Raw genomic sequence first — 15272 nt, forward strand, 5'->3', positions numbered from 1 at the left:
ACTTTGGTGATGAGCTGGCCTATATCTCGTAGCGTTTCCAAATGGAGCTTACAATGCTTTGCGAACCTGAGGGACCAAATATGACGCTTTGTGTGTTTTTGTTTTTCCCCCTACAAAGTGCGCTTGGGGTATGATGCTTTAGACTTTACATGATTTTATGGGATTTATTCAGAGATCCCTTAAGTAATAAAAAATTCCATTTCGGGGTCATTATGAAACGTTATAAAATCATTCACCGTACTTATTACAATTATACGGATATTGTGACGCTTGGCGCGCATCATTTACTGTTGCGCCCCCGCGAAGGTCATGACCTGCGTATCGAGTCTTTTGTGCTAAAGGTTACACCCGATGCGCAAATATATTGGCATCGGGATGTTGAAGACAATTCAGTTGCCATCGCTAATTTTACTGGCCCAGCCCAGCAGCTCACGGTTGAAAGTGAAGTTATTATTCAGCAATACAATGAATCTCCATTGGATTTTATAGTGGCCGATTATGCTATTAATTATCCTTTTTCTTATACTGAGGGAGACCAGTTTTTATTGTCACCCTATCGTGTATTGCCAGATCAAAAGACGCGAGAGCTTTTAAATAACTGGATATTTCAGGTCTGGAAGTCGGGAGAGCAGGTTCAAACCTATACGTTACTTCAGCGGCTTACTGAAACTATCAACAAAACACTGGTTTACAAGGTCAGAGAAGAACCCGGAGTCCAATCTGCCGAGGAAACACTGTCGCTCGGTTCTGGCTCTTGTCGTGATTTTGCCTTGCTCTTTATGGAGGCAGTTAAGTGCCTGGGCCTTGCCTCCCGTTTTGTCAGCGGATATTTACATGCGCCGCTTATGTCCAGTCAGATTGGATCCACTCATGCATGGGCTGAGGTTTATCTACCCGGGGGAGGCTGGAAAGGCTTTGACCCGACGATCGGCGATATTGTCGGAACGGATCATATACCCGTAGCCGTATCGCGATTGGCTGAAGCTGTCCCTCCTATATCCGGGTCTTACGCTGGTTCCGCTAAGTCAAAACTTGATGTAGGTGTTTGGGTAAGCAAACTCTAAAAGAAGCCCCCTAGGGGTCAGGACTTGAAAGAACCCTAGGGGGCAAGTCTTGCATTTTGCAGCTTTGGATATGTTGAGTGATTTGTGTTCGATTTATAAATTTAAAGAGTATTATCTTTAGGGGGTAATTCACATGGGGGTGGGTGATGTCTCGACCTGACCCTTTGCGTTTTATCCAAGTATGGAACATTGATTTTTAATGGATACTTGAAGAGGGACTCAACCATGAAACGGTTAATTGTTTGCTGTGACGGTACTTGGAACAACCCCGAACAAGAAGATAACGGCATACTGTCACCCACCAATGTAGTTAAAATTTTTAACTCGATCAGTCCTCACGATCATGACAACAATGTTGCCCAATTGCGTTACTACCACCCGGGAGTAGGCGGTGAAGGCGGGTTAATTAAGAAATTTGCTGGTGGTGCGGTTGGGGCAGGTATTTCCCGGCACATTTGCAGTGCCTATCACTGGCTAGCCTCTCACTATGAAGAGGGGGACGAGATTTATCTTTACGGATTCAGTCGAGGGGCGTTTGTGGTTCGCTCGCTTGCCGGTTTTATCGCAAAGGGTTTGTTAGACCTTACAGGAGTCAACTCAAAAGCGTCCTGGGAGCGCGTGCATCGTGCTTACGATAAAGGCTACCGCGTTAAAAACTCCAAACAGGCCAGCTGGGCAAAGGCGGACTATCGTTTTTTTAATCAAGGCAAAGCGGTGGATATCCAATTTGTCGGGGCGTGGGATACTGTGGGTGCGTTAGGCGTACCTAATGACTTAGAAATATTAAATATCCTCGACGATAAAACCAAGTGGGAATTTCATAACACGCTACTGGGTAAACACATTAAAACTGCCCGACACGCGATGGCGCTGGATGAAAGGCGTTCCAGTTTTACGGTCACCCGTTGGGATAATGCAGCCAAACATAAAGACGCTAAAGAGGTTTGGTTTCCGGGTGTGCATTCGGATGTCGGTGGCGGCTATGCCAATACCGATATATCGGATATCGCCCTGCGCTGGATGATAAAAGAGAGCGAATCGATTGGGCTGATCTTTAGAAAAGAGGCCGTCGAAAGTCTGGGTGGCAACCCTGTTGGGTATATCCATAACTCTTACCGCGGACTGTTTTCAAAAATGCGTTCACGGCCTCGCAGTTTTGGTTTAATTGCCGAAACCAATAAAGCGAGTTTTGATGCAAGTGTTCTGAAGCGTCAGGAAGTTTCACCCATTAACTTTCCAAGTTACCACCCCACTCAACAACTGAAAGTGGGCGAACAAGTCACCATCGATGTGTTTGCCGATACGCGTTGGAATGAAACGGGCTTATTTCTGGAGAAGGGACAGTCTTATCTATTTTCAGCCACCGGCGAATGGAAAGACAGCAATGATGTCTGTGACTGGAAGGGCACCCAGGATGACAAATTAACGATTGGCGACATTATTCGCTCGGCCGGCTCTTTTTTAGGCTCTTTTGAAAACGCCTACCAACGATTAACCGACAATAACTGCACGGACTTTTTGCTGACTAAACGTGTGGAAAATTTAAATTGGTTTACCTTGGTGGGGGCTATTGCTAACGATGACGGCAAACAAGCTGTGGTGGCAAATGATGGCACTCCATGCCCTCATCAATATGTCGAGTTGGCGCAGTACAACAAAACACCACTAGAGATTAAAAACGCCGGTTATTTATACTGTTTTCCAAATGATGTTTGGAGCCTGTATGAGAATAATTCAGGCAGTGTGCAATTGACGGTGAAGCGTATCTCTTAGCAATGCATAAAAAACTATTATTACCTCATAAAAGTTGCCTTACTTGTAACAAAGATTTTGTATGGCGCAAGAAATGGGAAAACTGCTGGGGAAGTGTTTTGTAATGCTCAGAGCGATGCCGACGATGTAAAAGTTCGATTAACAGAAAGGTAAGTTAATGCAGGCAAAGCATCTCAGGCTTATATTGGGCGATCAGCTTAATCCTACGCACAGTTGGTTTGAATGTGTTGACTCGGATGTTATTTATGTCATAGCTGAGCTGCATCAAGAAGCAACTTATACCAAGCATCATATTCAAAAAATAACAGCATTCTTTTCGGCCATGGCTCACTTGGCTAAGTACCTTGAAAGTAAAGGGCATCGTGTTTGTTACTTAACCTTAGATGATACCGCCCAATATCAAGATATTAACCAACTCATACACACATTAGTGTCTGAATATGCCAGTGAAACCTTTGCTTATCAACGGCCTGATGAATTCAGGTTACGGGCACAATTAACTGGCTTATCTGATCAGTTAGATTTACCTGTATTTGAAGCAGACAGTGAACATTTTTTATTACCTTTTGATGAGCTATCCAATCATTTTAAAGCCGATACTCATGTAAGAATGGAAAAATTTTATCGTTATATGCGCAAGCGCTTTTCTATTTTAATGGATGGTAAGGCGCCTGCGGGTGGTGCATGGAACTTTGATGCTAATAATCGTCAATCATTTAAAAAATCTGACCTTAAGTTTATTCCTAAGCCGCTGGTGTTTGAAAATTCTGCTGATGCTTACTTAGAGCGTATAAAAAAACACAATATTCAAACGATAGGGCATGTTGCGTCAAGCGTGTCGTACCCTATTAATCGTGAGCAATCATTGGTATTGCTGGACTATTTTTGTCAGCACCAACTGGCTAACTTTGGAAATTTCCAGGATGCAATGACGGTAGCGTCCCCTTACGCATGGAGTTTATATCACTCTCGTCTTAGCTTTTCACTTAACTGTAAGATGTTAAGCCCAATGGAAGTGATTCAAGCAGCATTAAATACTTATCAAGATGCAGAGGGAAAAATTACTCTTCCGCAAATAGAGGGGTTTATCAGGCAGATTTTAGGCTGGCGAGAATATGTGAGAGGGATGTACTGGGCTAATATGCCCAACTATGCGGAACAAAACTTTTTGGATGCCAAACGAAACCTACCTGCTTGGTTTTGGAGTAGTGATACCAAAATGGATTGTTTAAAGAGCGCTATTTCGCAATCGCTTGAACATGCTTATGCGCACCACATTCAACGATTGATGATTACCGGAAATTTCGCTTTGCTGGCAGGGCTGGCACCTGGTCAAGTCGATGAATGGTATTTAGGCATATATATAGACGCTATTGAATGGGTGGAATTACCCAATACTCGCGGCATGGCACTTTTTGCTGACGGTGGTTGGATTGCCACGAAGCCCTATGCGGCCAGTGGTAACTACGTTAACAAAATGAGTGACTACTGCAAAAATTGTCACTATAACGTGAAAGAAAAACTCAGCAACAATGCCTGCCCGTTAAATAGTCTGTATTGGAATTTCATTGACCAGCATTATGATAAGTTTTCGGCAAATCAGAGAATGAGTTTTCCTATCCGCAACTGGAATAAAATGGAAGAAGCGCAGAAGATTGAGATTAGAAATAAAGCCGCTGAGTTATTAAATGATTTAGATAAACTCTAAATTTTTGAATCTACTTTTGAATTTTCTGATTTGTAGGTGAGATGATCCTTTTTTGTTGATTGTGCGTATTAAAATTACGTACATAGTAATTTCAGGATTGTTTTATATTTGGTTATTAGCTTCTTGGAGTTAAATATGAAGTACTTGACTCAATTTATTTTTCTCTTATTTAGTATTTCAGTGAATAGTAATGAGCTGCCTATGCTTTCTGACCTCACCAGTTTGAAATGGGACAATAGGATTATTCTGGTTAATGATGTTCAGAACGAAGAGAGTATTTTGGCTGCTTTTGAAAAAAATATAATTGAAATCAATGACCGAGACATAGTCTGGCTAATAATCAAAGGCGATCACGCTTTCTCTAACTACTCGGGCACCTTGTCAGAGGATTTGTTAAATAATACTCGCGACAGATATAAAATGAGGGAGGGTCAGGTCATCTTGATAGGTAAAGATGGGGACGTAAAGTCCTGGCAAGACCGTCTGGACTTAGAGGGAATATTCTTAGAAATTGACGCAATGCCCATGCGTCAAAGAGAAATGCAGAATTGACATGTTCGGTATGTATTAAACACCGATGTCGAGATCTTCAGGATAAGGCTGAACAAGTATCAGGTGAATGTTGGCGGACTGGTTTTTCGTTGCGCTTCAAACCAGCCTCAAATACGGGCATTAGGAGTGTACCTACAAGATGACAGATATTAGAAAACAAAAAAAGGCATATGCGTTGTTCACTGCTCTGGGACTTAGCATACTGCTACTCACCCTATTCGAAATCGCGTTAGGGCAGGAGGCGTTTCTTCTTTTGCTTTTCATGATACTAGGGCCCCTCGGAATAGGGTTCATTCTTGGGCTCTGCGCTTTGGCAGTTTTCGCAGTATCACTGTCCGTTCAATGCAAGGGAGATCCAATATTGTACTATCTTGGCGCCATTACCATTCCTTTCACGTTGTTTGCCGTCGATAACGTCCTTTACATTTTTGATCTCTTTGTTGTTGCTAATGATACGGTTGAGGTTGTTTCAATTGTTTACTCTATAGTCTGCATAGCGGTTGGCATATTGTTTTCGATAGCAAAATGGACACCAAAGCCCTGATGTTGCTAGGGGGCTAAGTTGCTAGTGAAGTTGTGCTGGGGGCAGATCTTGCATCTTGCAGCTTTGGATAGGTTGAGTCATTTTTTGGCCGTGTCATGCCTGCAGTCTTATGGATAATCACTATCTATATTGTTTGAGATAAAACCTGACCCTTTGTCCCTATTGCTTGAACGCAACACATCACTTCATCGCGGCAGTTGGGGACGGCCAGGAATTTATGCCACTATTGTGGCTTTACGCAACACGGAGTCCGCTATGCTCGAGTTTCGCGATGTCCACAAGACCTATACGACCCCTCAGGGGCCGCTAAGTGTGTTGTCAGGCGTGGACCTGCAGCTTCGCGCCGGTGAAAGCTTGGCGCTGATGGGCGAATCGGGCAGCGGTAAGTCGACGCTGTTGCACTTGGCCGCGGGACTCGATCTGCCTGACCGGGGCGAGGTATGCATCGGCAAGCAGTCACTGGCCAGCTTGGATGAACCCGGCCGGGCGCGCGTCAGACGCGAGACTCTCGGTTTGGTGTTCCAGCAATTTCATTTGGTAGCGAGCCTCAACGTGGCTGACAACTTGCGCCTGCAGGCCCGACTGGCGGGGCGTGAAGATCCGGCGTGGTCAGCCAGATTGCTGCAGCGACTGGGCCTGGCAGGACGCGAGAGCCATTATCCCGAGCAGCTGTCTGGTGGTCAGCAACAGCGTTTAGCCATTGGTCGCGCGCTGGCGCCTCGCCCAGCGCTGCTGCTGGCCGATGAGCCCACTGGCAACCTTGACGAAACTACCGCCGAGACGGTGCTCGAGCTGCTGCTGGAGCTGGTCGCCGAAAGCGGCAGTAGTCTGCTGATGGTGACGCACAGCCTCAAAGTAGCCGCCCCGCTGGATCGTCGCTTGATCCTGCGCCGTGGCCAGCTACTGGCCGAATCCGCCGAGAGCCACTTGCCATGCGCTTGATCGGCGTTGCGCTGGCGACGCTGTTATCGCACTATCGCCGGCATCCTGGTCAGTTGGCCATGCTATTAATGGGCCTTTGGGTTGCCGGGGCGCTATGGAGCGGTGTACAGGCCATCAATGCCTCGGCGCGTGACAACTATGCACGGGCTGAGGCGCTGCTGGGTAGCGGCTTTGATCGTCTCGAACGTGAGGATGGTCAAACACTGACCCGGGATGACTTCATTCAGCTGCGCCGCGCAGGCGTGCTGGTGTCGCCGCTCATTGAGGGTGAGCTTATTACCGACAGCGGCGAGAAACTCACTCTCATCGGTATCGATCCGCTCACCTTGCCCGGTGATAGTTCGCTGGCCCGCACCCGAGCGTCTGGTGGGCTGCAGGGCTTTATCACACCGCCCTGGCAGACCCGCTTGGCGCCGGATACCCGCGCCCAACTGGGCAACCAACCGACACTGAACAGTGGCACGCCGTTTCCGCCAATGGTTGATGTGCCCGCATTGCCGCCAAATACGCTGGTGATGGATATCGCCATCGTCGCACAGCTGCTGACTACCGGTGATTCGATCACCGCGCTGGTCAGCGCCGCGGATGCGCTACCCGCGGCTCCCCGGGGATTCACTCTGGTTCGCGCCGATACCCGGACTAGCCCCGGTCAGTTGACCCAAAGCTTTCATCTCAACCTAACTGCGATGGCGCTGCTGGCGCTGATTGTCGGACTGTTTATCGTTCAGGCGGCGCTGGGGCTGGCGCTGGAGCAGCGCCTGGGGTTGTTGCGCACGCTACGTGCACTTGGGGTGTCGGGCCGCACGTTAGTTGTCTTGATGGCGCTGGAGCTGGTTCTGCTGGGGCTGTTGGGCGCACTGGCAGGGCTGGTCAGCGGGCTGTGGCTGGCCAAAACGCTGTTGCCAGACGTCGCCGCTACTCTGCAAAGCCTTTACGGCGCCGACGTTAGCGGTAAGCTCAGCCTACCGTGGCATTACTGGCTGGGCGGTATTGGCGTGACGCTGGGCGGCCTGTTCATTGCTGGCAGTGGCGTGTTGTGGCGGGCAAGTCGCATCAGTCTGCTGGGGTTAGGTCAGGCTCAGGCGTGGCGAGCCGGTTTTCAACGTCAGCTGCGGGTGCAGACTCTGCTGGGCGGGGCGGCTGCACTGTCGGCTGTAGCGCTGCTATGGCTTAGCACCCGCGAAGGGCAGGGCTTAGATTTGGGGCTGGTCGGAGGCTTCGGACTGGTCGCGGCCATCATATTGGCCGCTGCCCTGTGGCTACCACCGCTGTTGGCCTTGGTGCTGTCCTTATTGCTCAGCGGGCTGTCACATTTAACCCGTTTGGCTCGCAGCTGGCCACTCACCCAGTGGGCTCTGGCCGATTTGCAACTGCAGCTGCCCCGGCTGTCGCTGGCCATGATGGCGCTACTGATTGCGCTGTCTGCCAACCTCGGCGTCAGCAGCATGGTTGGCGGTTTTCGCCTGACCTTCCTTGACTGGCTCGACCAGCGGCTGATGGCGGATCTTTACCTCAGACCGGCAGCGGCGCAGTTCGCCGATATTGATGCCTGGCTTGCCCAGCGCGATGCGGTCAACGAGCGCCTGATCACCGCCGACGCCACATCGCAGCTGCTTGAGATCACTTCAAGCAACACAACAGACAAGAGCGTCCGCCGTCCGGGCCTGCCGTTATCGGTTTTTGGCATCACGCCGGGGCAAACACTGATGGCTGACTGGCCGCTGCTCAACACCCTTGGCGATCGGGACGCTGCCTGGCAAGCATTACAACACGGCGACGCTTTTATCAATGAGCAGCTGGCCCGGGGTGAGGTCATCGCACCAGGCGATCGATTAAGCCTGGCCACGCCCGGCGGCGTCGAATCGGTAACAGTGGTGGGTATCTACCCAGATTACGGCAACCCGCGCGGCGAGGTGGTGCTGGCCACGCATCAACTGCAGCAATTATTTAGGGTGCCGCCTGTCTCCATCGGCATTGTGATGCATCCTGGCGAGGATGCGGGCTTGCTAAGCCAGCAGCTGATCGAGCGCTTCAAGCTGACAGCGCATAGCTTGCGAGACCAGCGGGAGGTTAAGGCCACGGCTACTGAGATTTTCGAGCGCACCTTTGCTATCACACGGGCGTTGAATGGCCTGACCCTCGGTGTGGCGGCGCTGGCGCTGCTGGCGACGCTGCTGGCTCAGGCCCAGGAACGACGCCGACGGCTGGCAGCACTTTGGGCGATTGGCGTGCCACTGCGTCAGTTGCTTGGCATCCAGTTGGCTCAGTTGGCCGGAGCCGCCCTGATCACGGGCCTACTGGCTATTCCTCTGGGCATCGCTATTACCGCCTGCCTGGTGTGGGGCATCAATGTGGCCGCCTTCGGTTGGCGGCTACCGCTTTATATTTTCCCCGGCGAGATCAGCCTGACGCTAATAACCGCCGTGTTGGTTGCCTTGCTGGCGGCGGGCCTGCCAATGCTCAAGCTGTGGCGCACGCCGCCCCGGTCACTGCTAGCCGAGGAGGATACCTGATGAACAATCAGTGGCACCTGAACTCATTGATACGAGGCTTATCTGTGCTGTGCCTGCTGCTGCTCGGCGCCTGCGGCCCCGCTTCTGAGCACGGGTCTCAAACTCAGCCTGTGACTGAGTCTGCTAAGCGTGCGGACAGCGCTAAAAATAGTGGTGCTGATGTAAACGGTGGCGGCAGAGCTGGCTTTGCCAATCTGGGGGCTGCAAGTCAAGGCTATGCTCACGCAAGCTCTGCAACCTATCTCAGTTTTCCTGAGGATCACGGCCCGCACCCGGATTTTCGTATCGAGTGGTGGTATCTCACGGCTAATCTGGTAGACGACAACGGCGAGCCGTTGGGGATGCAGTGGACGCTGTTCCGCCAGGCTCAGCAGCCAATAGCGAAGATCGAAGCCGAACCCAAGTCTGAGCATAAAGCAGAGCCTTGGTCCACGGATCAAATATGGATGGCACACATGGCGCTATCCCGCGGCGAGAACCATCGCGTCGCCGAACGCTTCGCGCGGGGAGCTAGCGTGCCACTGCCAAACACAGCACAGCAGGCTGGCGTCACGGCTCAACCCTTTCGTGCCTGGCTGGATGACTGGCAGCTTGAAAGCCAGGCCAGGAATCCCGGTGACGATGCCCTGGACCACCTTCGCCTGACCGCTCAGGCCAAGGACGAAAATGGCCCCTTTGGCTATCGCCTTGAACTGGAAGCCGAAGGCCCGCTGGTGCGCCATGGCATTCGCGGCTTTAGCCAGAAATCGGCCGATGGGCAGGGCTCTATGTATTACAGCCAGCCCTTTTATCGAGTCAGTGGCGAGGTAATGCTGGAGGGCGAGCACGTGGCGGTCAGTGGTCGCGCCTGGTTGGACCGGGAGTGGAGTAGTCAGTTGCTGAGCGCCAGTCAAACCGGCTGGGACTGGTTTTCACTGCACCTGGACAGCGGCGCCAGGCTGATGGCCTTTCGCCTGCGCGGCGGGGGCGCAAACCAAGACGATTATCTTTCCGGCAGCTGGATCTCGCCCGATGGCGAGGTAACGCCGTTGAATGCTTCGACGTTAACACTTGTGCCGTTGGAAAGCGCCAAGGCCGCCGGCCATCGCGTGCCGTTGCGCTGGCGTTTGACGCTGCCGGAACAGAATATCGAGCTGGAGATAGTGGCACGCCAAGCGAATCGTTGGATGAATACCTCGGTGCTTTACTGGGAAGGTGCGGTTAGCGTGAGCGACGCCGCAAGCGGAGCACCCCGCGGCCAAGGCTATCTGGAAATGACCGGATATGACATGGTCAGGCAAAAGTCTGAATAGGTGAAGTTCAATCCCAGTAGGGCGGATCACCATAAAAATCTTGTATAAAGTCGATAAAACTTCGAACCTTGCTCGCCAGTAACTGGCGATGTGCATACACCGCATACAGCCCCATCGGTTCAGGTTCATACTCCGGCAGGATGACCTGTAGCTTTCCTTCTTTGATTGCAGAGCCTGAAATAAAAGTAGGCTGTAAGACGATGCCCGCACCAGCGATGGCGGCTTCGACAAGCACATCACCGTTGTTGCTGATCATGTTGCTGTTGTTGTTCTGGCTATTGCTTTGCAGCCAGCGATGCACCGGCTGGCGGGCGTCCAGCTCCATGTAGCTGTAGCGCAGATAACGATGGCCGCTGAGATCTTCAGGGCGTTGGGGGGTGCCGTGTTGTTTCAGGTAGGCTGGTGAGGCACACATCACCAGCCGTACCGGTGCGATCCGTTTGGCGATCAGTGAGGAGCTTTTCAGGTGGCCGATCCGCAGCACTATATCAAACCCCTCCTCGACGACGTCGACCTTGCGGTCGTTCAGTTGCAGATCGATGCCTACGCCCGGATGCGCTTTCTGGAATTCGCTTAAGAACGGCGCCATGTGGCGTATAGCGAAGGACACAGGCGCACTGATACGTAGCAGCCCCTGAGCTTGGCTTTGCAGGTCTCCGACTTGGCTCTCCATGTCATCGATGTCGTTCAGTACCTGTTGCGCTCGCTGGTGATAGCTCACTCCCGCCTCGGTCATGTGGATCTTGCGGGTGGTGCGGTTGAGCAGTCGTACCCCCAGATGTTGCTCTAGTTGGGAAACGTACTTGCTGACCAGTTGCGGGGACATTTCCAGCCGGTCGGCGGCGCGGGTGAAAGAGCCTGCGTTCACCACGGTGACGAAGGCGCGCATGGTTTCGATACGATCCATTGGTTTGTCCTGTCTTTGTGGTTTTATTTAGTGGCTTTCGAATACTATCAACATATTGTTTATAATAAAGCAATAATTGGCATCTTAGTCTTTTGATCCGGTGATAGTAAAGTGTGTTCATCTTCTGAAGCGCGGCTTCAGAACAAATCAACAGATCAAAATTCGAGGTAACTATGAAGAACTCCAAACTTGCGCAGACTTTATTCAATTCCAATGGCGGTTATGCTGCACTGATTTTACGGGTACCGGTTGGACTGACCCTGGCTGCTCACGGCGCTCAGAAACTCTTCGGCTGGTTCGGTGGCTATGGTCTGGAAGGGACCGGGCAGTGGTTGGCCAGCATCGGCCTTGAGCCGGGATACCTGATGGCCTTGCTGGCCGGTAGTGCTGAGTTCTTCGGTGGTCTGGCGCTGGTGCTCGGCCTGCTGACCCGTCCGGCTGCGCTGGTTACGGCCTTCGCTATGCTGGTCGCCATTTTCGCCGTGCATATCGGTAATGGCCTGTTCATGTCCAACAACGGCTACGAGTATGCTTTGACCCTGTTTGTGGTCACGCTGGCCCTCGCAATTCAGGGTGGTGGACGCTTCGCACTGGATAAGGTGCTGCTGGAGCGTTTTGCTGGTGCCGGAAACGGGCAGCGTACCGTCTAACGATTGAACTGACGCGCTCTTACGAGTCGAGAGCGCTTGTGTCATCTTACAGGAGGGTTAATTATGTTGGTTAACGGTGTGTGGCAAGAGAATTGGCAGCCAGTGCAGGCGAAAGACGAAGACGGACGGTTTATTCGCCAGACCTCGTCGTTTCGCAACTGGATCACGCCGGATGGCGCGCCTGGTCCCACGGGTTCTGGAGGGTTCAAGGCTGAGAAAGGGCGCTATCACCTGTATGTCGCGTATATCTGTCCCTGGGCGTCGCGGGCGCTGATGGTTCGTGAGCTGAAAGGCTTGCAAGATGTTATCAGTGTCACCGTCGTCAACCCGAGGCTGACCGATCAGGGCTGGCAGTTCGGCGGCTACCCGGGTGTCGACGAGGATGCACTCAATGGTGCGCGCTACATGCATGAGTTGTACACCCTCGCGGATCCGCAGATCTCCGGTCGTGCCACTGTGCCGGTGCTGTGGGATAAGCAGACCGAAACCATCGTTAATAATGAGTCTGCGGATATCGTGAGAATGCTGAACAGCGCCTTCGCGGGGATTGTGGATCAGGGGCCGGACCTCTATCCGCAGGATCTTGCCGGCGAGATCAACGTCCTGAACGAATACATTTACACCGATCTGAACAACAGTGTTTATCAGGCCGGTTTTGCATCCAGCCAGGAAGCCTATGACGAAGCTTACGGCAAAGTGTTTGCCGCGCTGGATGAACTTGAATCGCGGCTGAACGATGGGCGCGCTTACCTGTTCGGCGACCGTCTGACGGAAACCGATGTGCGCTTGTTCGTGACCCTTGTGCGCTTTGATGCCGCTTATCACGGGCTGTTCAAATGCAACCGAAACACCCTGAGGGCCATGCCGAACCTGCACGCCTACACGCGCCGAATCCTGGCGCTTGAGGGGGTTGCAAGCACGGTAAATATTGATCATATCAAGGCAGGCTATTACTCCATTAAGGCGCTGAATCCCACTGGGATTGTGCCGGTGGGACCCAGTGAAATCTGACCTTGATCGATGCAATCCTGACCATTAAGCGTAACTTGAGGAACCGCCGCCATGAGCACCAATACCGACGTTCTATTCATCTCCCACGGCGGTGGTCCCATGCCGTTGCTGGGGGATCCGGGCCACAGTGAAATGGTGGACCGGCTTACGGAGATCGCTGCCACGCTGCGCAAGCCCTCCGCCATACTGGTCATCAGTGCCCACTGGGAGGAATCTGTACCGACCATCACCTCGGGGACTAATCCGCCGCTGATCTACGATTACTACGGCTTTGCGCCGGAGTCCTATGAGATCCGGCATCCTTGCCCCGGTGAGCCTGCGCTGGCGGTGCAGATCCACGAAGCGTTGAGAAAGGCTGGTATTTCTGCGCGGCTCGATGATCAGCGGGGATTTGATCACGGTCTGTTTGTACCGCTCAAACTAATGTACCCGCAAGCGGATATTCCATGTGTGCAGTTGTCACTGGTGAGCAGTCTGGATGCCAGCACGCACCTCGCGATCGGTCGTGCGTTGCAGGCACTGGATTACGACAACCTACTGGTGATTGGTTCCGGTTTCTCTTTCCATAACATGCGCGCGTTCTTTGCGCCAAATACTCCGGAGATTCAGGCCAGCAACGAGGCTTTCGAAGACTGGCTGGAGGAGACCTGTAGCGATGCTGGCATGGAGGAATCGGAGCGCGCGGAGCGACTGACCCACTGGGATAGAGCACCTTACGCCCGGTTTTGTCATCCCCGTGAGGAGCACCTTCTGCCGCTACACGTCTGTTACGGACTCGCGGAAAAGCCCAGTGATAGTCACATTTCGGCAACGATCCTAGGGAAAAAATCGGGGATGTTTTATTGGGGAACGGCTACGCTTGATTGATTTATCCACTGAAACGCCGGGTTGAAACGAGCAGAAGCAATCGCTCTGACTCAAATGAGCAGTCCTAGGGATCCCAGGGGGCTGCTAATTACAGAAGAAATGTATATAAATATGTGTACGGACATAGAAAATGAAATGGGTGTGTTAGAAGGGATTGAGCCAATTGAATGCCTGATGAGAAAAGACTCGAAATTTACGCTATGCAAGGCAAAATATACTAAGAGTGAGTACAAAGTTTTTTGGGCAATCGGTTTTGATCGCGAGACATTGAAAGTCCAAGATGTATCGGTGCAATGGTAAATGCAAAACAAAGTGATAAATATCCTAAACATTACAAATGGTGATTGCGCTGTTGAAATAATGGAAAAAGCAGATATTCCAGGTGTATTTCTACCATGGCGTGATGTATTGCATGATGGACCTGTGCCAGCAGATCTTACGTTGGAAAAACTTTCCCAAGTGCGCGCGCAGTTCATCATAGATCAGGGGTGGGGAGAACCTGAACATATCAAACAACATTTCATTCAAAGAGATAAAACGCTTAATTCATTTGAGGAATATGAAAAAATAATATTGTGGTTTGAACATGATTTGTATGACCAACTACAGATATTGCAAATACTCGATTGGTTTAATCAAAACAGACGTAAAGAAACAGCCTTATCAATTATCTGTGTTGATCAATATTTGGGAATGCTCTCACCAGATGAAATGAGTGGTTTATTTGAATACGAAGAAGCTGTTACAGAAAGCCACCTGAGGCTCGCCAGTAAGGCTTGGGCAGCCTTTCGATCTGGCTCTCCTGAAAAGTGGAGTGCCTTATTGAAAGCGGATACTAGTGCATTGCCATTTCTGGAAGGGGCCATTATCAGGATGTTAGAAGAATATCCGAGTTGCGTTAATGGCCTGTCCCGGACAGCACAGAAAGCTCTCGAAATTATTCTACAGGGCGAAAAACGTCCCGGGAGAATATTTGGTTTATCCCAAGCGACGGAAGATCGGAGGTTTCTAGGGGATTCAAGTTTTTGGGGAATACTGCACGAGTTCTTAGCGTCATCGCCAGCATTGCTTAAATTACCCCAAGGTAAGGAGTTAACTTTGCCAATGAGCCCTGATCAGGAATTGTCTCTTACCCAAGCGGGTAAAGACGTTCTTTCCGGAAAAAGGAACTGGTTAGAAATCATTGAGCAAGATCGTTGGATTGGCGGAGTTCATTTAACGCCCGACAATATGTGGTGCTGGGACTCAGATTCAGGCTCGCTGGTAAAAAGCACCTCATTCATCTGAGCCTTCTCAAGAAAGATTTTAAAGGGCAAAATATTAGGGGACTTGCCCTGTACTTTGCAGCTTTGGATATATTCTCTGCAGCTAAATATGCAATAAAAGTTTAACAAGGCCAGCCACAAGCAGCCTTGCGGTGCTGGACCTAAGTGTTCTGGCGGCGCCAGG

General features: G+C 51.2%; 14 protein-coding genes. 13 read left to right on the forward strand and 1 reads right to left on the reverse strand.

The genetic code is table 11. The features are described 5' to 3' along the window. Positions 1-212 precede the first annotated feature (212 nt). The 9 genes from BM099_RS11715 (at position 213) to BM099_RS11755 (ending at position 10388) form a co-directional block, all read left to right on the forward strand. Positions 213-1064, forward strand: coding sequence for a transglutaminase family protein (locus BM099_RS11715; protein ID WP_090728390.1), 852 nt, complete (start codon positions 213-215; stop codon positions 1062-1064). A gap of 225 nt (positions 1065-1289) precedes the next feature. Further along, the gene (locus BM099_RS11720; protein ID WP_090728308.1) at positions 1290-2837 is read left to right on the forward strand and encodes a DUF2235 domain-containing protein; all 1548 of its coding nucleotides are present in this window, start codon (positions 1290-1292) and stop codon (positions 2835-2837) included. 2 nt (positions 2838-2839) lie between these two features. Further along, the gene (locus tag BM099_RS11725) at positions 2840-2941 is read left to right on the forward strand and encodes a DUF2256 domain-containing protein (RefSeq protein ID WP_090728309.1); all 102 of its coding nucleotides are present in this window, start codon (positions 2840-2842) and stop codon (positions 2939-2941) included. Positions 2942-2994: 53 nt separating this feature from the next. Next, a complete protein-coding gene (locus BM099_RS11730; protein WP_090728310.1) occupies positions 2995-4545 on the forward strand; it encodes a cryptochrome/photolyase family protein in 1551 nt (516 codons plus the stop codon). Between the two features lie 135 nt (positions 4546-4680). After that, the gene (locus BM099_RS11735; RefSeq protein ID WP_090728311.1) at positions 4681-5097 is read left to right on the forward strand and encodes a DUF4174 domain-containing protein; all 417 of its coding nucleotides are present in this window, start codon (positions 4681-4683) and stop codon (positions 5095-5097) included. A 139-nt stretch (positions 5098-5236) separates the two neighbouring features. Then, positions 5237-5641: a hypothetical protein gene (locus BM099_RS11740; RefSeq protein ID WP_090728312.1), complete on the forward strand. Its 405-nt coding sequence runs from the start codon at positions 5237-5239 to the stop codon at positions 5639-5641. A gap of 255 nt (positions 5642-5896) precedes the next feature. Continuing rightward, entirely contained in the window at positions 5897-6583 is a 687-nt protein-coding gene (locus tag BM099_RS11745) for an ABC transporter ATP-binding protein (RefSeq protein ID WP_090728313.1), read from the forward strand. Continuing rightward, positions 6574-9096 (forward strand): ABC transporter permease, encoded by a 2523-nt coding sequence (locus BM099_RS11750; protein WP_177201160.1) that lies wholly within the window; start codon positions 6574-6576, stop codon positions 9094-9096. The genes BM099_RS11745 and BM099_RS11750 overlap by 10 nt, the downstream gene beginning before the upstream one ends. Further along, positions 9096-10388: a lipocalin-like domain-containing protein gene (locus tag BM099_RS11755; protein WP_090728314.1), complete on the forward strand. Its 1293-nt coding sequence runs from the start codon at positions 9096-9098 to the stop codon at positions 10386-10388. Before BM099_RS11750 ends, BM099_RS11755 begins: the two co-directional genes overlap by 1 nt. A 7-nt stretch (positions 10389-10395) precedes the next feature. On the opposite strand, the gene BM099_RS11760 is transcribed toward BM099_RS11755, so the two are convergent. Continuing rightward, entirely contained in the window at positions 10396-11295 is a 900-nt protein-coding gene (locus BM099_RS11760; protein ID WP_090728315.1) for a LysR family transcriptional regulator, read from the reverse strand. Between the two features lie 173 nt (positions 11296-11468). Between BM099_RS11760 and BM099_RS11765 the strand changes: the two genes are divergently transcribed. From BM099_RS11765 to BM099_RS11785, 4 genes are all read left to right on the forward strand, one after another. After that, entirely contained in the window at positions 11469-11945 is a 477-nt protein-coding gene (locus BM099_RS11765) for a DoxX family protein (RefSeq protein ID WP_090728316.1), read from the forward strand. Between the two features lie 63 nt (positions 11946-12008). Next, positions 12009-12956, forward strand: coding sequence for a glutathione S-transferase family protein (locus BM099_RS11770; protein WP_090728317.1), 948 nt, complete (start codon positions 12009-12011; stop codon positions 12954-12956). 51 nt (positions 12957-13007) lie between these two features. Then, positions 13008-13823: a DODA-type extradiol aromatic ring-opening family dioxygenase gene (locus BM099_RS11775; protein ID WP_090728318.1), complete on the forward strand. Its 816-nt coding sequence runs from the start codon at positions 13008-13010 to the stop codon at positions 13821-13823. 300 nt (positions 13824-14123) lie between these two features. Beyond that, positions 14124-15110 carry a hypothetical protein gene (locus tag BM099_RS11785; RefSeq protein ID WP_090728320.1) on the forward strand — a complete coding sequence of 329 codons (987 nt, stop codon included), beginning with the start codon at positions 14124-14126 and terminating at the stop codon, positions 15108-15110. The last annotated feature ends 162 nt before the right edge of the window (positions 15111-15272 follow it).

The sequence above is a fragment of the Neptunomonas qingdaonensis genome (assembly GCF_900113275.1).
Classification (GTDB): domain Bacteria; phylum Pseudomonadota; class Gammaproteobacteria; order Pseudomonadales; family Balneatricaceae; genus Neptunomonas; species Neptunomonas qingdaonensis.

Coding starts and splice junctions, on each gene's coding strand:
- BM099_RS11765 (WP_090728316.1), top strand. CDS start 11,469: ATGAAGAACTCCAAACTTGCGCAGACTTTATTCAATTCCAATGGCGGT.
- BM099_RS11740 (WP_090728312.1), top strand. CDS start 5,237: ATGACAGATATTAGAAAACAAAAAAAGGCATATGCGTTGTTCACTGCT.
- BM099_RS11785 (WP_090728320.1), top strand. CDS start 14,124: ATGCAAAACAAAGTGATAAATATCCTAAACATTACAAATGGTGATTGC.
- BM099_RS11745 (WP_090728313.1), top strand. CDS start 5,897: ATGCTCGAGTTTCGCGATGTCCACAAGACCTATACGACCCCTCAGGGG.
- BM099_RS11760 (WP_090728315.1), bottom strand. CDS start 11,295: ATGGATCGTATCGAAACCATGCGCGCCTTCGTCACCGTGGTGAACGCA.
- BM099_RS11725 (WP_090728309.1), top strand. CDS start 2,840: ATGCATAAAAAACTATTATTACCTCATAAAAGTTGCCTTACTTGTAAC.
- BM099_RS11720 (WP_090728308.1), top strand. CDS start 1,290: ATGAAACGGTTAATTGTTTGCTGTGACGGTACTTGGAACAACCCCGAA.
- BM099_RS11750 (WP_177201160.1), top strand. CDS start 6,574: ATGCGCTTGATCGGCGTTGCGCTGGCGACGCTGTTATCGCACTATCGC.
- BM099_RS11715 (WP_090728390.1), top strand. CDS start 213: ATGAAACGTTATAAAATCATTCACCGTACTTATTACAATTATACGGAT.
- BM099_RS11730 (WP_090728310.1), top strand. CDS start 2,995: ATGCAGGCAAAGCATCTCAGGCTTATATTGGGCGATCAGCTTAATCCT.
- BM099_RS11755 (WP_090728314.1), top strand. CDS start 9,096: ATGAACAATCAGTGGCACCTGAACTCATTGATACGAGGCTTATCTGTG.
- BM099_RS11775 (WP_090728318.1), top strand. CDS start 13,008: ATGAGCACCAATACCGACGTTCTATTCATCTCCCACGGCGGTGGTCCC.
- BM099_RS11735 (WP_090728311.1), top strand. CDS start 4,681: ATGAAGTACTTGACTCAATTTATTTTTCTCTTATTTAGTATTTCAGTG.
- BM099_RS11770 (WP_090728317.1), top strand. CDS start 12,009: ATGTTGGTTAACGGTGTGTGGCAAGAGAATTGGCAGCCAGTGCAGGCG.